At 66.4% G+C, this 17,018-nt stretch carries 15 protein-coding genes and 1 pseudogene; 4 read left to right on the forward strand and 12 right to left on the reverse strand.

Features of this window, described 5'->3' with window-relative positions; genetic code table 11:
* The first annotated feature begins 123 nt into the window (after window positions 1-123).
* Entirely contained in the window at window positions 124-2,400 is a 2,277-nt protein-coding gene (locus AC06FE_RS18175; RefSeq protein ID WP_478073852.1) for an FdhF/YdeP family oxidoreductase, read from the forward strand.
* A gap of 92 nt (window positions 2,401-2,492) precedes the next feature.
* Here the strand turns inward: AC06FE_RS18175 and AC06FE_RS18180 are convergent, their stop codons facing one another.
* A complete protein-coding gene (locus AC06FE_RS18180) occupies window positions 2,493-3,371 on the reverse strand; it encodes an SDR family oxidoreductase (RefSeq protein ID WP_478073853.1) in 879 nt (292 codons plus the stop codon).
* 119 nt (window positions 3,372-3,490) lie between these two features.
* On the opposite strand from AC06FE_RS18180, the gene AC06FE_RS18185 reads away from it, so the two are divergent.
* Entirely contained in the window at window positions 3,491-3,904 is a 414-nt protein-coding gene (locus AC06FE_RS18185) for a winged helix-turn-helix transcriptional regulator (RefSeq protein WP_192285614.1), read from the forward strand.
* Window positions 3,905-3,931: 27 nt separating this feature from the next.
* On the opposite strand, the gene AC06FE_RS18190 is transcribed toward AC06FE_RS18185, so the two are convergent.
* From AC06FE_RS18190 to lexA, 5 genes are all read right to left on the reverse strand, one after another.
* Entirely contained in the window at window positions 3,932-4,198 is a 267-nt protein-coding gene (locus AC06FE_RS18190; RefSeq protein WP_132865979.1) for a hypothetical protein, read from the reverse strand.
* A gap of 86 nt (window positions 4,199-4,284) precedes the next feature.
* Window positions 4,285-7,542 carry an error-prone DNA polymerase gene (locus AC06FE_RS18195; protein ID WP_478073854.1) on the reverse strand — a complete coding sequence of 1,086 codons (3,258 nt, stop codon included), beginning with the start codon at window positions 7,540-7,542 and terminating at the stop codon, window positions 4,285-4,287.
* On the reverse strand, window positions 7,539-8,957 hold the full coding sequence (locus AC06FE_RS18200) for a Y-family DNA polymerase (RefSeq protein ID WP_478073855.1): 1,419 nt from the start codon (window positions 8,955-8,957) through the stop codon (window positions 7,539-7,541). Before AC06FE_RS18200 ends, AC06FE_RS18195 begins: the two co-directional genes overlap by 4 nt.
* Before the next feature lie 9 nt (window positions 8,958-8,966).
* Window positions 8,967-9,581 carry a translesion DNA synthesis-associated protein ImuA gene (gene imuA / locus AC06FE_RS18205; protein ID WP_478073856.1) on the reverse strand — a complete coding sequence of 205 codons (615 nt, stop codon included), beginning with the start codon at window positions 9,579-9,581 and terminating at the stop codon, window positions 8,967-8,969.
* Between the two features lie 3 nt (window positions 9,582-9,584).
* Entirely contained in the window at window positions 9,585-10,187 is a 603-nt protein-coding gene (gene lexA, locus AC06FE_RS18210; RefSeq protein ID WP_313256075.1) for a transcriptional repressor LexA, read from the reverse strand.
* 268 nt (window positions 10,188-10,455) lie between these two features.
* On the opposite strand from lexA, the gene AC06FE_RS18215 reads away from it, so the two are divergent.
* Complete coding sequence (locus tag AC06FE_RS18215; protein ID WP_132865976.1) at window positions 10,456-10,749, forward strand: hypothetical protein; 294 nt, start codon at window positions 10,456-10,458, stop codon at window positions 10,747-10,749.
* Between the two features lie 27 nt (window positions 10,750-10,776).
* On the opposite strand, the gene AC06FE_RS18220 is transcribed toward AC06FE_RS18215, so the two are convergent.
* Window positions 10,777-12,285: an EAL domain-containing protein gene (locus AC06FE_RS18220; RefSeq protein ID WP_478073857.1), complete on the reverse strand. Its 1,509-nt coding sequence runs from the start codon at window positions 12,283-12,285 to the stop codon at window positions 10,777-10,779.
* 289 nt (window positions 12,286-12,574) lie between these two features.
* On the opposite strand from AC06FE_RS18220, the gene AC06FE_RS18225 reads away from it, so the two are divergent.
* Entirely contained in the window at window positions 12,575-12,862 is a 288-nt protein-coding gene (locus AC06FE_RS18225; protein ID WP_478073858.1) for a hypothetical protein, read from the forward strand.
* A gap of 128 nt (window positions 12,863-12,990) precedes the next feature.
* Here the strand turns inward: AC06FE_RS18225 and AC06FE_RS18230 are convergent, their stop codons facing one another.
* The 5 genes and pseudogenes from AC06FE_RS18230 to AC06FE_RS18250 all read right to left on the reverse strand — a co-directional run.
* Window positions 12,991-13,353 (reverse strand): roadblock/LC7 domain-containing protein, encoded by a 363-nt coding sequence (locus AC06FE_RS18230; RefSeq protein ID WP_132865973.1) that lies wholly within the window; start codon window positions 13,351-13,353, stop codon window positions 12,991-12,993.
* 169 nt (window positions 13,354-13,522) lie between these two features.
* Window positions 13,523-13,918, reverse strand: coding sequence for a hypothetical protein (locus AC06FE_RS18235; RefSeq protein WP_478073859.1), 396 nt, complete (start codon window positions 13,916-13,918; stop codon window positions 13,523-13,525).
* 224 nt (window positions 13,919-14,142) lie between these two features.
* Complete coding sequence (locus AC06FE_RS18240; protein ID WP_478073860.1) at window positions 14,143-15,027, reverse strand: T6SS immunity protein Tli4 family protein; 885 nt, start codon at window positions 15,025-15,027, stop codon at window positions 14,143-14,145.
* Window positions 15,028-15,142: 115 nt separating this feature from the next.
* Complete coding sequence (locus tag AC06FE_RS18245) at window positions 15,143-16,765, reverse strand: esterase/lipase family protein (protein ID WP_478073861.1); 1,623 nt, start codon at window positions 16,763-16,765, stop codon at window positions 15,143-15,145.
* Window positions 16,766-16,768: 3 nt separating this feature from the next.
* Window positions 16,769-17,018 (reverse strand): annotated as a pseudogene (locus tag AC06FE_RS18250) (DUF2345 domain-containing protein); the annotation flags it as partial.

Here is a 17,018-nt window from a genome sequence, read left to right on the forward strand (position 1 = left end):
AGCAACGCAATCCGGTGGCCGCTGCAGTTGCGCCGGGCGGATCATGCCAGCTGAAGGCGCCACCACCAGCCGTTCCACCCGGCCAACCCTCCTTCGATGTACCTGGACAAGTGAGGCATCGTCATGACCGAGAAGGACATCCCCGGCATCCGCAAGTACGATGCGCCGGCAGGTGGCTGGGGAGCACTCAGGGCAACCGCCAAAGCGATCAGTGAGCAGATGGCAGCCCCGGAGGCTGCAGCCACGCTGTACCGGACCAACAAGCCCGAGGGATTCGATTGCCCGGGATGCGCGTGGCCGGACCGCAAGCACACCTCAACCTTCCAGTTCTGCGAGAACGGCGCAAAGGCCGTCACCTGGGAAGCGACCCGGAAACGGGTCACGCCGGACTTCTTCGCATCCAACACTGTTTCGGCGTTGCTGGAATGGTCGGATTACCAGCTGGAAGACCAGGGCCGCCTGACCAGCCCGATGGCCTACAACGCCGAGAAAGACATCTACGAAGCCATCGGCTGGGACGAGGCGTTCAACCGCATCGGGCAGATCCTGCGTGAGCAGCCCGACCCCAACATGGTCGAGTTCTATACCTCCGGTCGGGCCTCCAACGAGGCCGCGTTCCTCTACCAGATCTTCGCCCGGGAGTACGGGACGAACAATTTCCCCGATTGCTCCAACATGTGCCACGAGGCAACGAGCGTCGGCCTGCCGAAGTCGATCGGGATTGGCAAGGGAACCGTCTCGTTGGATGACTTCGACACATGCGAGCTCATCATCGCGATCGGCCACAACCCCGGAACCAATCATCCCCGCATGATGGGAACGCTTCACGAAGTCGCACGGCGCGGCGCCCCCATCATCGTCCTCAACCCCCTGCGCGAACGTGCGCTCGAGCGTTTCGCCGATCCACAGGACGCGCTGGAGATGGCGACCTTTGGTGCGACGGAAATTGCTTCGTCCTACCTGCAGCCACGGATTGGCGGGGACGCCGCCGCCCTGAAGGGCATCATGAAGGCGCTGCTCGAGATGGAGGCCGAACAAGGGAAAGCGGCCGGCATCCTGGACCGTGAATTCATCCAACGCCATACCAATGGCTTCGATGCTTTTTCCGAGGATCTGCGTGCGACCTCCTGGCAGGGCATCGTGTCTGAATCCGGCTTGTCCGAGGAGGACCTGCGCAAGGTCGCGCAAGCCTACGCCAAGTCCAACGCGACCATCGTCACCTATGGCATGGGCGTCACCCAGCACAGCACCGGCACCGGCAACGTCCAGCAGATTGCCAACCTTCTGCTCCTCCGGGGCAATATTGGAAAACCCGGCGCGGGCATCTGCCCGTTGCGCGGCCACTCGAATGTCCAGGGTGATCGCAGCGTCGGCATTACCGAGAAACCCAGCGCCGAGATGATCGACCGGATCGAACGACGGTTCGGGTTCCGTGCTCCCGGCGCGCATGGTCATGATGCCGTTGCCGCCATGCGGGCCATCATTGATGGCCGCTCGCGCGTGCTCATTTGCCTCGGCGGCAATCTGGGGGTGGCACTGCCCGACGCGGAGGCCTGCTTCGCGGGCATGCGCAAGCTGGAGCTGTCCGTCCACATCGCCACGAAGCTCAACCGCAGTCACCTGCTGGTGGGCAAGCATGCCTTCATCCTGCCCTGCCTGGGTCGAACCGAGCAGGACATCCAGGACACGGGGCCCCAGGCCGTCACGGTGGAAGACTCCATGTCGATGGTGCATGCGTCACGTGGAAAGCTGAAACCGGCCTCCGAAGAGCTCCGCTCCGAGCCTGCGATTGTTGCGTGCATGGCCACTGCAACCTTGCCGTCAAGCCGTGTGCAGTGGATGGACCTGGTGGCCGATTACGACCTGATACGTGACGCCATCGAAGCGGTGTTCCCGGATTTCTCGGACTACAACGCCAGGATCCGGATTCCCGGCGGCTTCCGCCTACCGCTGCCCCCCACTGAGCGCATCTGGCCCACGGCCTCCGGCAAGGCGGAGTTTCTCCGGTTCTCCGGCGTGGCCGAGGACCCCGTGGCGTCGGACGAGGCGGTCCTGAAGCTGGCCACCCTGCGTAGCCACGACCAGTACAACACCACGATCTACGGCCTGGATGATCGCTACCGTGGTGTCTTTGGCCGGCGTGACGTGGTCTTCATGAACGAAGAAGACATGCATGACCGCGGCATCCAGCAGGGCGACCAGGTCCGGGTGAGGACGGCACTGGACAACGAGGGGGACCGGGTCCTGGAGAACGTGATCGCCATCAGCTACAGGATCTCCAGGGGCTCCGTGGCGACCTACTACCCTGAAGGGAACTGCCTGATCCCGCTGAACTACATTGACCCGACGAGTGGAACACCTTCCTACAAGTCGGTGCCAGTGCACGTCACCCTGGCATAGCCCTGTTCACCGCCTGTGGGCTGGGGATGCCCGGAAGCATCGGCTTCCAGGCCTCCTTCCTGCCCTGTCGCTGCCCGCCGCCGGCGACGGATTCAATTGACCGGGTGCCAGCACGCCGCCACCTCGGCGGCAAAAGCGGCATGGCTGCGCGGCGGCCTGCCCAACAGCGCCGTCATCCGGGCGACGGTCTGCGGGGTGGCCGGCGAACCCTGCTGCTGGAACCCCTGGAACATCATCCGCAGGTCATGCGCAAAGCTGGCCGGCACGTGGCCTGCCAGCTCCCGCTCGAAGCCCACCAGGTCATCACCCGCATAGGCGATGTCGCGGCCCAGTGCCCTGCCCCATCCAGCGCAGAGGTCGCTGGCGGTGAGGTTGTCCGGCCCGACCAGGTCATGACGGACCAACGGCAGTGCATCCGCTGCATGCTCGCGGCGCAGCAGTTCATCGGCCGCGACCTGGGCGATGTCACGGGTGTCCACGTATGCCATGCCGCGGTGCCCGACCGGATGCGGATAGCACCCCGCCTCCAGTGCATCCTTCAACGACAGGTCGTTCTGCATGAAGAAGGCCGGGCGCAGGATGCTCGCCGCCATGCCGGTGGCCTCGATCATCCGTTCCGCCGCCACCTTGCAGGCGAAGTGAGGCACCTGCGGATGCAGCTCGCACTGGTAGACCGACAGGTAGACCACGCCGCGCACGCCGGCCTCCCGTGCGAGGTTCAGCACCGTCAGCGTCTGCTGCAGCTCATCACCGACATTGGGCGCCAGCAGGAACAGCGTGGAGATGCCGGCCAGCGCGGCGCGCATGCCCGCCACATCGGCCAGCTCCCCCTGCACCGCGGCAACGCCCGGCGGGAACCCCGCTGCCGCGGGAGAGCGGGTCAGCGCCCGCACGTCGGCGCCGCGCCCGGCCAGCAGCCGTACCACTTCACGCCCGGTATGACCGGTACTGCCGGTGACAAGGATGGTCATTGCATGTTCTCCAGGAAGTGCGCCGTCGTGCATCCGGTTGGATGACTTGACGATCGGAAGGCCCGGGAGAATATTGAGTGCCTGTCCCGGTTGGAAGTACGCACCGTTCGGTAAGTGCAATGAGCAGTCAGCAACCTCAACCCGATCCGGCACCGACACTGTCCGACCGCGTGCGTCGCGGTGACCTGTTCACGGGCCAGGACAATTGCCAATCACGCGAAGCTTTCGCACATGTCACCAGCCTGTGGGGCGTGCTGTGCCTTATTGCCCTGCGCGAGGGCACGCAGCGCTACGCAGAGCTGCGCCGCATGACCAATGGCATCAGCGAGAAGATGCTGGTGCAGACGCTCAAGCGCCTGGAAGCAGATGGTTTCGTGCGCAGGACCGCCCATGCCGTGGTCCCGCCGCGGGTGGAGTACAGCCTTACCGGATTGGGCGAGGAAGTGGCCACGCATGTGGCGGCCCTGGCCGACTGGTTCGAGGTGAACCTGGCGCGCATCCAGCAGGCATCGCAGGGATCTCCGCCGGACTGACCCGGCGCGCCCATGGTGCGGCGGCACCTATTTCAGGGCGTCGGCACCCTTGCTGTGGAAGCGGCGCACCAACTCCTCCAGGTACAGGTCCAGCGACGCATGCTTCTGGTTGATGCCCCAGCGCACCGCATCGATCAACGTGGCATCACGCATCTCCGCCGGCGGGCTGAAATCGTTGGCACGCTTGGCCCGATAACGACGGGCACGTTCGGCCTGGGTCAGCGGTTCGCTGTAGATCTTGGGACGGCCACGCTTGCGCGGGGCATCGGCTTGTGGGGTGTTCTCGTCCTGCATTGCTTCAATTCTCCAGCGACCCGCGCACCTTAAAGTCACGCATCACAAATAACCAGCCCAACAGGAGCGACCAAGGCAGCGCCTGCTCAATGGAAGTCCCGCGATTCCACCTGCAGCTCCCCGAGCAGTTCGCTCAGGTCGTACAGGTCACCGGCAATCAGATGTTCCACGCCATCCACCTTTTCCCAGCGCCCGCGCACCGCCATCAGGCGTGACTCCAGCAACGCGCGGCGCCGGCGTAACGCTACGTGCGGCCAGACGATCACATTGATCATCCCGCACTCGTCTTCCAGCGTGACGAAGATGGTGCCCTTGGCCGTGCCCGGGCGCTGCCGCTGCGTCACCAGCCCCGCCACATGCACGCCGCTGCCATGCGAGCGCTGGCGCAGCGCATCCAGCCCGGCGATGCGCCGCCGCGTCATCTCCGCACGCAACAACGCCATCGGGTGTTGGCGCAGGGTCAGGCCGGTGCTGTTGTAGTCGGACAGGATCTCCTCACCGGTTTCCGGTGCATGCAGTTCCACCGGACGCTCCTCCGGACTGCCCGGCAGCAGTGGCCGGCTGCGCTCGATGCCGGCCACCGCCCAGCGCGCCGCATTGCGGTTGCCCACCAGCGACTGCAGCGCACCGGCCTCGGCCAGCGCCTCGCGCGCCTTTCCATCCAACCCGGCACGCTGGCACAGATCAGCCACGCTGCTGAACGGCCGTTGCCGCCGTGCTTCCATCAGCGCCCGCGCGGCGGCCTCGGAGAACCCGGCCACCTGGCGCAGGCCCAGCCGCAACGCCGGCTGGGCGCCCGGATCGGCATCGCTGCGCCACGCTCGTCCGCCCTGCAGCAGGTTGTCCCAGTCGCTGCACATCACGTCCACCGGCAGCACCTGAATGCCTTCGCGCGCGGCGTTGCCACGACGGGCGTCCTGCACGATCTGGCTGGCCGAATAGAACCCCATCGGCTGCGAATTCAGCAGCCCGCAGGCGAACGCGGCCGGCTCGTGCCGCTTGAGCCAGCAACTGGCGTACACCAGCTTGGCGAACGACGCAGCGTGGCTCTGCGGGAAGCCGTAGGAACCAAAGCCCTTGATCTGCTCGAAGATCTGGTCGATGAACGCTGATGAGTAACCCTTGGCCTCCATCAGCTCACGGATGCGTTTGCGATGCGGCTCCATGTCACCTCCGCGTCGCCAAGCCGCCATCGAACGTCGCAACCCATCGGCTTCGTCGGCGGAGTAGCCGGCATGCATCACCAGTTCCATCACCTGCTCCTGGAACAGCGGGATGCCCAGCGTCTTGCCGAGGATGTCCTTCACCCCTTCGGATGGATACGTCACCGGCTCCAGGCCCTGCCGCCGGCGCAGGTAGGGGTGGACCATGTCGCCTTGGATCGGCCCCGGGCGCACGATCGCCACTTCGATCACCAGGTCGTAGAAGGTCTTGGGCTTCAGCCGCGGCAGCATCGCCATCTGCGCCCGCGATTCGATCTGGAACACGCCGATGGTGTCGGCGCGCTGGATCATCGCGTAGGTAGCCGGGTCTTCGGAGGGAATGCTGGCTAGGTCGAAGTCGCGCCCCCGGTGTTCGCGCACCAGGTCCAGCGTCTTGCGCAGGCAAGTCAGCATGCCCAGCGCCAGGCAGTCGACCTTGAGCAGGGCCATGCTCTCCAGGTCGTCCTTGTCCCACTGGATGATGGTGCGGTCGGCCATGGCCGCGTTCTCCACCGGCACCACGCTGGACAGTGCACTGTCGGAGATCACGAAGCCGCCCACGTGCTGCGACAGATGCCGCGGGTGGTCGCGCAGCATTTCGGTCACGTGCAGCACCTTGGCGATCAGTGGGTTCTCCAGGTCAAAGCCGGCCTCGGTGATGCGCTGCTCCATCGGCGTCTCGCCGTTGCCCCAGCCATAGCAGTTGGAGAGCAGGCTGATATGGTCCGGCGGCAGGCCGAACACGCGCGCTACGTCACGCACCGCGCTCTTGCCGCGGTAGCTGATGACCGTGGCCGCCAACGCGGCGCGGGCACGTCCATATTTGCTGTAGACGTACTGCAGCACCTCCTCGCGTCGCTCGTGCTCGAAGTCCACGTCGATGTCCGGCGGCTCGTCGCGCGCCTTGGACAGGAAGCGCGAGATCAACAGGCGGTTCTCGCTGGGGTCCACGGCGGTGATGCCCAACGCATAGCAGACCGCCGAGTTGGCCGACGAACCGCGTCCCTGGCACAAGATGTTGCGGTCGCGTGCGAAGCGGACGATGTCGTGCACGGTCAGGAAGAACGGCTCGTACTTGAGCTCGGCGATCAGTTCCAGCTCGTTCTCGATGTCATCGCGCACCTTCGGCGGCAGCGGCCGGGTCCCGTTCCAGCGCTCGGCGATGCCTTGTTCGGTCAGCGCACGCAGGTAGCTGGTCGGGGTGTGCCCGGCCGGCACCAGCTCGGCCGGGTACTGGTAGTGCGTGTCGCGCTTGAGTTCAAACTGGCAACGCTCGACCAGCGCCACCGTGGCCTGCAGCAATGCCGCCGGATAGATGTTGCCCAAGGTGCGCCGGGCGCGCAGGTGGCGCTCGCCATTGCGGAACAGGTGCGCGCCGGCCTCGGCCAATACAACGTTGTGACGGATGGCGGTGAGCGTGTCCTGCACGATGCGGTCGCGACGGCGCGCCATATGCACATCACCACTGGCCAGCGGCACCAACCCGGTCGAGCGGGCCAACGCCAGCAACGCGGCCAACCGCTCGGCGTCATTCCATTCGCGGTGCAGCTCCACCGCCAGAAAGGCACGCGCACCGAACACCGCTTTCAACCACCTGCCCTCGTCCGCTTCGGGCTCGACGGCCGGCAACCACAGCGCGAACAAGCCGGACGGCTGGTCCTGCAGCACGCGCTCCACGTCGGCACGCCCGAGCCGGTACTCCCCCTTGCCTGCCGCACGCCGTCCATCCGTGATCAGGCTGCACAGCTGCCGGTAACCGGCCCCGTTCTCCACCAGCAGCACCAGCTTAAGGCCATCGGCCAGCGTGAACTCACTGCCGACGATCAGGCGAACGCCGGTCGCTTTTGCCGCTTCCCAGCCCCGCACGATGCCGGCCAACGAACACTCGTCGGTGATGGCCAGCGCGCTGTAGCCACATTCCCGCGCCCGCTCGAACAGCTTTTCGGCACTGGAGGCGCCGCGCAGGAACGAGAAGTCGGACAGGCAATGCAGCTCGGCATAGGCCGGGCTGCCATCGGCCGCGTGATGTGCCACATCGTCGTTGGCCGCGGCCGCCAGGCGTTGCCCCACGCGCCAGTTGCGCGGTGCGCGGGCGCCTGGTGTATCGGGTTGCACACCCGGCGGCAGGTCATCCCGGCTCATGCGAACCAGCCCTGCAGCATCCAGCCCTGCTGTTCGCCCGGCGCGGCGAAGACCCAGGCGCGCTGCCCCTGCACGGTCTCGACCACGTAGTAATCGCGGCGTGCATCGTCACCGTCCCACCAGCCACTTTCCAGACGCTCCGGCCCGGACAGGATGCGCACCCGCCCGTCCCGCAGCGGCACCGGCTCGGGCAGCAACCAGGTCGGGCGTGGCGGGCGATGCGGTGCGGTCGTCTCCACCGCTGCATCACCGCTGACCTTTTTCCACGCCCGTTCCGGGCGCGGGTCGTCGCCGGCCGCCAGCCGATACACCGCCTCGTCCCCCAGGCGCGCCCGCAACCGTTCGCGCAGGTGCGGCCAATCCATCGCCTGCTGCGGGCGGGTATCGAACAGGTCACGCGCGGCCGGGATGAACGGCGGCAGCTGGCGCGCCAACAGGCGCATGCCCACCACCGGGCGCGGGATCTCCACCCGCTCCAGGCGGTTGCGCGACAGCTCGAACAGCATCGACGGCGAACGCTCGGCGGCCAGCAGGCCGACCTCCACGTCGGTATGGCCTTCCTCGTGCTCCAGCCGCAACAGGAAGCGCTGCACGCCGCCGTCGCGGATGGACAGATAGGTACACAGGTCGCCGATCAACCGCCGCAGCGGGAACAGCAAGGCGGTATGCGTTTCCACCTCATAGCCCAGCTCCAGGCGTGAATCGAAATGGTCCGGCGGGGCATAGCAGCTCAACGGATCATCGGCTTCGCCATACAAGCGGCGCAGGTGCTCCAGCACCTCGCCGCCGAAGCGGCGACGCACGCCTTCGCTGGGCAGGCCGCGCAACGCGGCCAGGGTACGCACGCCCATGCGATGCAGGCGCTCACCGGCATCACCGGGCAAGGCCGCACGCCGCACCGGCACTTTGTCCAGCAGGCCCTGCAACGCGGGCAACTGGGTAACCGCCATGCCATCGCGCAGGCCCACCAAAACCCGCGCCGCACGCGGGGTGGGTGCCAACGCGATGCGGTGACGGAAGCCCAAGGTATCCAGCTCCTTGCGCAGGCGCCGCTCGAAGCGCGGCCACGGCCCGAACAACTGGAAGCTGGCCTTCACCTCCAGCACGATCGCGTGCGACCACTGCTGGCTCACCAGCGAACTGTGCCGGTATGCCCACGCCGCCAGGAAGCGATGCCAATGCGCCTCGGCCTTGGGATCGAAGTCCAGCGTGCGTACCTGGGCCAGCAGCGCATGCGCCGCCGACAGCCGCATGCCCGGCGCCAGCCCATGCTGGGCGGCGCTGTCATTGACTGCGTACAGGCGACGCAGCTGCGCCGGGCCATCCACCAGCGCCAACGGCAGTTCCGGATCCGGCAGGCGGCGCAGGACAGCGTCCAGCGCCAGTTGCGGCAGCAGAATGCAGGCCCAGAGCATGGCGTGCGCTCACTGCACCAGTCGCAGGGGCTGCGACGGCACCTGTCCGCCGCGGCATTTGCGCACCTGCCAGGCATCCTGCGCCGGCAGGTATTCCAGCCGCAGCGCGGCCGGCGAGGCATTCACCGCATGGCGTCGATCACGCAATGCAAAACCACAGCAGTCGCCGCTGTCGGCCGCCACCTGCAGGCGTCGCATCGCCCGCGCATCGGCGGTCTTCGGCCACCCCAGCACCGCCGCACAGGCACCGCTGCGCAGGCATTGCTCGAACGCCCACAGCGCATCGCGCGGCTCGGCTTCCACCACCTCCAGCCCGGCCAGCGCCACGCCACCGGACTGCCACGCCGGCGCATAGGGAATGTATGGAGGCGCCACCAGCACCACCCGGTTGCCGGCCTGCGTCATCCGCGCCAGCGTCGGCAGCAGCAACGCGATCTCGCCCACGCCATCGGCTGGCAGCAGCAGTTCCGTCAGTGCCTTGCGCGGCCAGCCACTGGTGGGCAACACCGCGTCCAGCGGGGCGTGGCCGGTGGCCTCGCCCTCATGGTTGAGCGCACTGCCACGGCTGGCCCGCCATACCGTGCGTGCCGCCATCAGCTCATCCAGGGCCAGTACTTCGCCCATTGTTCAACCCTGCCTGATCAGGCCGCAGTAGATGCCTTCGATGGCGAAGTCGGCATCGGCCGCCACCACGATCGGCGCATGTGCCGGGTTGCGCGGCAACAGGCGGATCCCATCGGCCCCCCGCTCCAGCCGCTTGATGGTGATTTCATCGTCCAGGCGCGCCACCACGATCTGGCCGTTGCGTGCCTCGCCGCTGCGCTGCACGCCCACTAGGTCACCGTCCAGGATGCCGTCGTCGATCATCGAATCGCCCTGCACCTGCAGCAGGTAGTCCGGGCGCCGCGCGAACAGGCCACGGTCCAGCCGCAGTTGCCGCTCCAGGCCGATGTCCGGCCCGATCGGCTGGCCGGCCGCCACCCGGCCCAGCACCGGCAGGTCCAGCACGGCCTGCGGCTCGGCCCCGGGGATGCGGATGCCCCGCTTCTGCCCGCTGCGCAGCTCGATCAGCCCGGCCTCGGCCAGCGCCTGCACATGCTTCTGCGCGGCAGTGCGCGAGGCAAACCCGCAATGGGCCGCGATCTCGGCCAGGCTGGGCGGCGCGCCCTGGCCCACCCGCTCGCGCAGGAAGGCCAGTACCGCTGCACGTTGTGAGGACAATTCTGACATGGTGTACATATGTACACCAAAGGCATTCAACTGCCAATAACGGATTGCAAAACCTGACAGGCACGTCGCCGGCAAGCGATCTCCTCCCACCCATTCACCTCACGCGCGCCACTGTCCTTGGCCCCATCAACGCCATCTGCCGGAAACCAGACTGCAGCATCTGTAGGAATAAACTTACAGGGCGTCGGGCCTAACCCGCATTGTGTAAGGGCCGTCCCGACGGGAACATTCCTAACTTCTGACAGGCAGCCACGGCGTTGGATGCTTTATGAGTTACGAAAACCTACAGGCCAGTTTTGACAGCCTGGCCCAGGAAATCGTCGTCTACGCCTTCGCCCTGCGCGATGGCGAACGCAAGCACATGATGCGCGAGCTCTGCCTGATCGCCGGCCAGATTGCCCAGGTGGTGCAGGGACGGGCCGATGAGGTCAAGATCCTGTGTGCGCTGGACGGCACCATCCACCGCGCCAACAGCATGGTCAACGCCGTGGAGCAGTGCGAGAACATCCGCGAGCGCACCGCGCGCCATTACCTCGGCAACCGGCACACCTGCCGCGATTGATCACCGCATCGTTGCGCCGCCGCTGCGTTACCCACCCACCGTTCCACCCTGCCGGCCCTGGACGAAGGCCTTGAAGGCATCGGCAGGCAACGCCTTGGCATACAACCAGCCCTGCGCGTACTGGACGCCGGCTTCCATGAGGTAACGCGCCTGCGCCTCGGTCTCCACCCCTTCGGCCACCATCGCCAGATTCAACTGGTGCGCCATGCTGATGATGTGGTTGACCACGATGCTCTGGGCGGCCTCCTGGTCGATGGCCTTGACGAAGGACTTGTCGATCTTCAGCGCATCCAGCGACAGCCCCTCAAGCAGCGACAGGCTTGAATAGCCGGTACCGAAATCGTCGATCACCACGCGGTGGCCCGCGGCGCGCACCTTCCGGATCGCCACCGCGGCAGCGGAGGCATTCATGAAACCGTGCTCGGTGATCTCCAGCCAGACCTGCGATGGGTCCACGCCTGCCCGGCTCACCGCCTGGGAAAGCCGGGGCAGGAAGCACGCCGTCTCCATGTCATCGGCGGGAATGTTGAGGCTGACATGCAGCTCGCCATGTGCACGGAAGAAGGCCCCCATTTCCTCCAGCGCGGTTTCGATCACCAGTTCCGTCAGCGCCGAAGTCAGGCCCTTGGCTTCGGCCAGGGGCAGGAACTCGCCGGGCAAGGCAATCCGGCCATCCGGCTGCGGCCAGCGCACGAGCGCCTCGGCCCCCCGGCAACGGCCGGTCGTAAGATCCATGATCGGCTGGTAATGCACCACCAGTTCGCGGTTCCTGATCGCCCGCTTCAGGGCTTTTTCCGGCGAGGGCTGCTGCCGCCACACGCACAGGATCAGGCCCAGCAGCATGGCCGAGATGACACCACCGATGAGCACGGTGTAGCGCCAGTCCAGCAGCAGCGACGCTTCGTGCGCCCCCTTCTCGACAAGCGCGAACGCGACCAGGCCCGAAACGGGGCGCGCGGCAAAGACGAACTGGTCGGCGCGCGGCGAATGGCCTCCGACCAGCAGCGCCTGCACGAGCTGCGGGTCAACCTGCGTGGAGGATTCCAGCACGCGCCCCTGGCGGCTGGCCACCCCGTACACCGTGCCCTTGTCCGCGACCAGGTCGGTGAGCCGCCCCGGCGTGATGAGCACGCCATAGTCCCCGCGCCGGATCTCGACGCGCGGGCTGCCCTTGAACAGGACCGGACGCTCGGCATAGGACAGCCAGTTGCCACCGCCGATATCAAGGTCGGACGGATGCGCCGGCACCGGCGGATCGATGCTGCCCAGCCGCGAGCAGACCAGTTCCGAGTTCCTGAAGAAGCCCACGTCCTCGATGCTGCGCGAGTCCGCGGCCACCTGCCCCATCATCTTGCGGTGCGCGAGCGAACAGTCGGTCCGGTCGATACGCTGCGCACGCGACAAGGCCTGCCTGGCATCATCCAGCGTGCGTTCCACGCGTGATGCGGTCCAGGCAGCTGCATTGCCAACGTATTGTTCCTGCGCCCTCAGTGACTGCGCCTGCAGCAGCTTCGACACGCCAAGCAGGGGGAGCATGCCTGCGGTGATTGCCAGAAGCACTGCGCTGAACATTACCGATCGTTTTCTCATGCACCCTCGCAATGTCGGCATGCCCTTTCCCTTGGGCAAACCGTCATTACGATACACCCGCCATTCACCGCCATGGGGGAAGGGCCGTTTCAGCCCCGGGCCTGGCCGGTGACCCATCGACGCCACGTCCGCCAGGCCTCCGGCAACTGGCCGCAAAAGCCCCTTGACGCTCGGCCTGCCGTCAGGCGCATACTGGCCAAAACCGTGACATCCGTTGCAGATTCAGGGGGCTGTGATGGGATTTGCAGAGCTGCGCGCAGCGCTTGAGGACTCGGCCTCCGAGCTGATCGCCCATGCCTATGGCATGTCACACGCCGAGCGGTCCTTCCACCTTCAGCGGGTCGGCCTGCTGGCCGGCCGGGTGCTGTCGGCCGCCGACGGGTTGCCCGATGCGGGGGCGGTGGCCGCATCGGTTGATGCCCTGCTCCACCGGGTCCAAAGCCATGTCGGGGCCATCGAGCAGTGCGAACGCATCCTGCAAACGGCCCCCGGGTGGCTCACTCCGTCCCGGCGCCTGCCCTGACGAAAACGGCCCGGGGAACCGGGCCGTGGCGGTCGCCAGGCAGCAAGCCGCTGCCTGGCGTGGTCTGCAGCAGTCCCCAGGACGAGCGCTGCAGGTGACCGCCCAAAGCGGTCGGTGACACGCCTTGCTTACTTGAAGTCGAGCGTCTGTTCGAACGACTTCAGTGCGTGGCGTGCCAGCGCCAGGTTGGCGCGGGAGCGGTCCAGTACCACGTACAGGAACAGGTCCTGGTTGCTCTCCAGCGGGCGCAGCAGGTGGTACTGCTTGGCCAGGGTGATCAGGACATCGTCAATGGTGTCGGTCAGCCCCAGCGAAGCAGCGGCACGACGCTTGGCGCGCACCACTTCGGCGTTGCCGGCAGCGGCGATCTCCATGTTCAACGAACCGCCCCCGAGCAGGCCCAGGGCCATGCCGCTGCCGCTGTCCACCAGCGCAGCACCCACAAAACCCTCCAACTCGCTCAACTTGTCCAGCTTCACGTTTCCAGCCATCGCTTGATCCTTTTCGACTCCATGGTGACCCGCTCGCACGCCGGCAGGCCGGCCGCGCAAGCGATTGGGGCGGAGTCTAGGAGCGCAGGGGAACGGGCTTCACTCACGAATGATCGCAAACCATCGCACATGTTCTCTTTCGATCACACGCAACGGCGATGGCAATGCCTCAACAGGCGACGGTATAGGCCAGCAGGCGCTTGCCCACCACGGCCAGGATGCGGTTGAGCAGTTCGACATCCGTGGGCTGGCCCAGGTCCAATGCCTGCTTGATGACGCGTTCGGGCAGGTCCAGGCTGGCGGCCGCCGCCCTGAAATCGCGCCCGCTGGCAAACATCTCGTTGATGACCATCACCTTGAGGGCCTCGCCCGGCGAGAGCCGCACAAAGAAGGAAGGCGAAGGCCGGGCCTTGGGAACGCGGATGGGCAGCTTGGAGCGCACGCAGCGGGCGATCTCCGCCAACAGCGCACCCTTGAGCTCGATGAGCGGATCACGGCGGGCGGCAACGGAAACTTCCGGCCAGTCAACCAGCGCCACCTTCACTTTTCCCTGGCTGGCATCCACTCGTACCGCGTACTTGAACATCCCGTGATCTTGCTGGTTTCCCCGAGGCAAATCTAGCAAACGGAATGTGAAGAGAACTGTCCACGCAGATCACAAATCAGGGGGCGTGCTCCCCCACGAACACCCGCCGCCATTGCAAGGGAGAAGCCTGTAGCGCCGGCATGATCGCCGCCATCAATCGATAAGGCAGATGGCGGCGATGCAGCCCGGTCGCGGCAGGCACGTCAGATCGCGCCCGGGCGCAACCGCAGGCTGCCCAGCACCTGGTCCCAGGCCGCCAGTGCCTCGGCATCGTTGTCAAAGGCGGCGGCCGGCGCAGCCTGTTTCTCGGTCAACAACTGCAGCGAGAGGAACGGGAACTGCAACGACTCCGCGCGCCCCTGCGATTCCCACAGGAACGCGTACATGCGTTTGCCGCCCTCCTCGGCATGGGCAAGGATCTCCTGCCCCTGGATCGGCCCCACGTCGCGCTCACCGCGGCGCAGATTGCGCATCTTCGCCTGGGCGGCGGCGTACTCGGGTGGCAGGTCGCTACTACGCTGCAACAGCGGGCGGTCCGGCCGCCCGGTCACGTACGACATCAGCGTCATCCGGGCGCCCGGATAAGCGCGTGGACGCAGGCCGATGGTCATCTCCTCGCTGTTGATGCGGTTGCCCGCGATGAAGCCCGAGTCGATGCAGAACCCGGCGGCGGTCGGGATGGTGGCGGGATCGCGGTAACTGATACGCGGGCGCAGGGCGCGATAGTTCTCGATAGCGGCCGGCAGTTTGGCCGCATCGGTCTCGCCGCTGACCAGGTAGCGCACGCCATGCGCACGGTCCAGCACATACAGTTCCTGCCGATGGCCGGCCTTGCTGGTGTCGCTCACCCAGGAGGTCAGCAGCACCGCATCCTCGTCGATGCGGGTCTGGCTCACCGACATGCTGCCGCCCAACCGATGCGACGCGGCCGCCAACGCGGCCTCGCGCGCGGCAACCTGCTGCCGGAACCGTTCGGTCGAAACGCCGGTGGCGGTCTCCACCTTCTTCTTCGCATACACGTAGCCAGGGTTGACCGTGGTACCGGCCGGGACATCCAGCAGGAATCGTCCAACGCATAATGTCTTCATATCGCTTTCCCGTTGTAGCGGCGCCGCACAGGCAACACCCGCGGCGCCAAGGGCCAATACCGTCAACGCCAGCAGGGCGCGCAGTGCCGGCCATCCCGAGGCCATCGTCACCCGCTCAGGCCCAGTCCGCGCCCTGCGCCAATCGCACCGCGGCGTACAGGGTTGCCCATCGCGTGCGTTCGTCGTTGTAGCTGCCTTGGTGGTCATAGCCCTTCTTTCCCTTTTTCGCGTACTCGCCGGTACCGAGACTGCCTTGCCGGAAACACGCCAGCACATCGATTTTCGGGGCGGCACCTGAACAGGCCGGCACCGTGCCGTCACCGGGGTCCGTCGGGTCGGCGATCTCCAGTTTGATCTGGCCGCCTGCACCCTTGAGCTTGACCTTCCCGTTGCGGTTGTCCGACACCGTCTCCATGCCGTCGGCACTCATCATGCTGCCCCCGCTCCAATGCAACTCCCCCCAGCTCAGCTGCTTTGCATCGTCGCCGTAGTGCACGTAACTGGGCGCGTGGTACTTGCGGCTGATGTCCTTGTGGAAGAACTGCACGCCTTCGATGTTGATCTGGAACGAGGTGCGCGCCGACAACGTCGGGCCATCCTCCTCCTCGCGTGCCGACGCCGCTTCCGCGGTCGGCGCGGAAGGGTCGAGCAGCTCGGTATTGCCCTCCGGGACCAGCCCGTACCACTGCGTGTTGAGGTAGATCTCCTTGTACGGGTCACCGTTGAACGGGATCCGCGCCCCGTTGTCGCCCAGCTGCAACCATGGCTTGCCCTGGTTGTAGTCGGCGGCCGGCAGCAGTTCCAGGCCACCTGGCGCCTGCGCCAGGATCGCGATCACCTCCCCCGCATTGCGGCCCAGGATGATGCTGGAGACGCCGGTATAGCCCGCGCGGCAATGGTGATAGGTCGCGGCGGCGCCGGTCGCCGGCATCACGCCATGCGAGATCCCCAGCAGGTTGCCGTAGTTCTCCAGCCGCGAAATCGCACGCGATACCAACCCGCCCATCGAGTGCGTCACCAGCACCACCTTCTTGGCACGGACGCCGCGCTTGGCGTAGTACGGCAGGATCACCTGGTCGATGCGGGCAATCATGTCGCGGGCAGACAGGCGATTGCTCTGCAGCCAGTTGTAGCCACCGGACCAGACTTCGAAGCGATAGTGCGCGGCCTTCTTGCACTGCTCCGGCGTCAATGCCGCGCTCATCCCGTTCTGCTCGCCGTACTCGGCCGGCGCGCGTACGCCATCGCCGCTCCACCACGGCTTCAGCTTGCCGGCGGACATCAGGTCGTTGAGCTTGCGATGCATCTCGGCCATCACCGGGTTGTAGGCCGAGCGCATCAGCGAGCCCCATCCGCGTTCACGCGCCAGCGCTTCGGGGATGGTGCCCTCCGCGTCCAGGGAACCGCGCTCGTCCACCTCGGACGTCAACGGGTTCAACAAGCGTTGCCGGGTAGCCGCGCCCCGGAACAGGAACACGACCATCTGCCCCAGCGCCCCCAGGATCGCGCCCACGCCGTCGGTATTGGGCGGCCGCCACACCGGGTCACCGGTGATCGTGGACTTCAGGTTGGTCCCCATGATGCCGGGCACGAAGATCACCGGGATCACCGCATCGGTGTCGGCCTCGACCACTTTTTCACGCTGGTCCTTCAACGCGGTCAGGCGTGCGCGCGCGACCGGGCGTCCGTCGGCATCCCAGTCGCCGGTCGGCAGCAGTACTTCGTCTTTCTCATCCATGCGTCACGCCTTCCCCAGGATCTTGATGACCACTTCATCGATGCCCTGCCCGCGTTGCCGCGGCAGGCGTCCCTGCGCATCGGTGACCAGCTCGCTGCGCCCACCGTCACTGCGGGTGATCTCCACGCGCGTATTGGCCATGGGCTCCCCGGTCGCGCGATGGCGCACGACATACAGATCGTCAAACTGCGCGTTGGGCCAGCTGTTCATTTCGGTGGACAGGTGCGTCGGCCCCACGAATCGCTTCCTGCTC

The sequence above is a fragment of the Stenotrophomonas sp. Steno-C18 genome, from assembly GCF_056393195.1.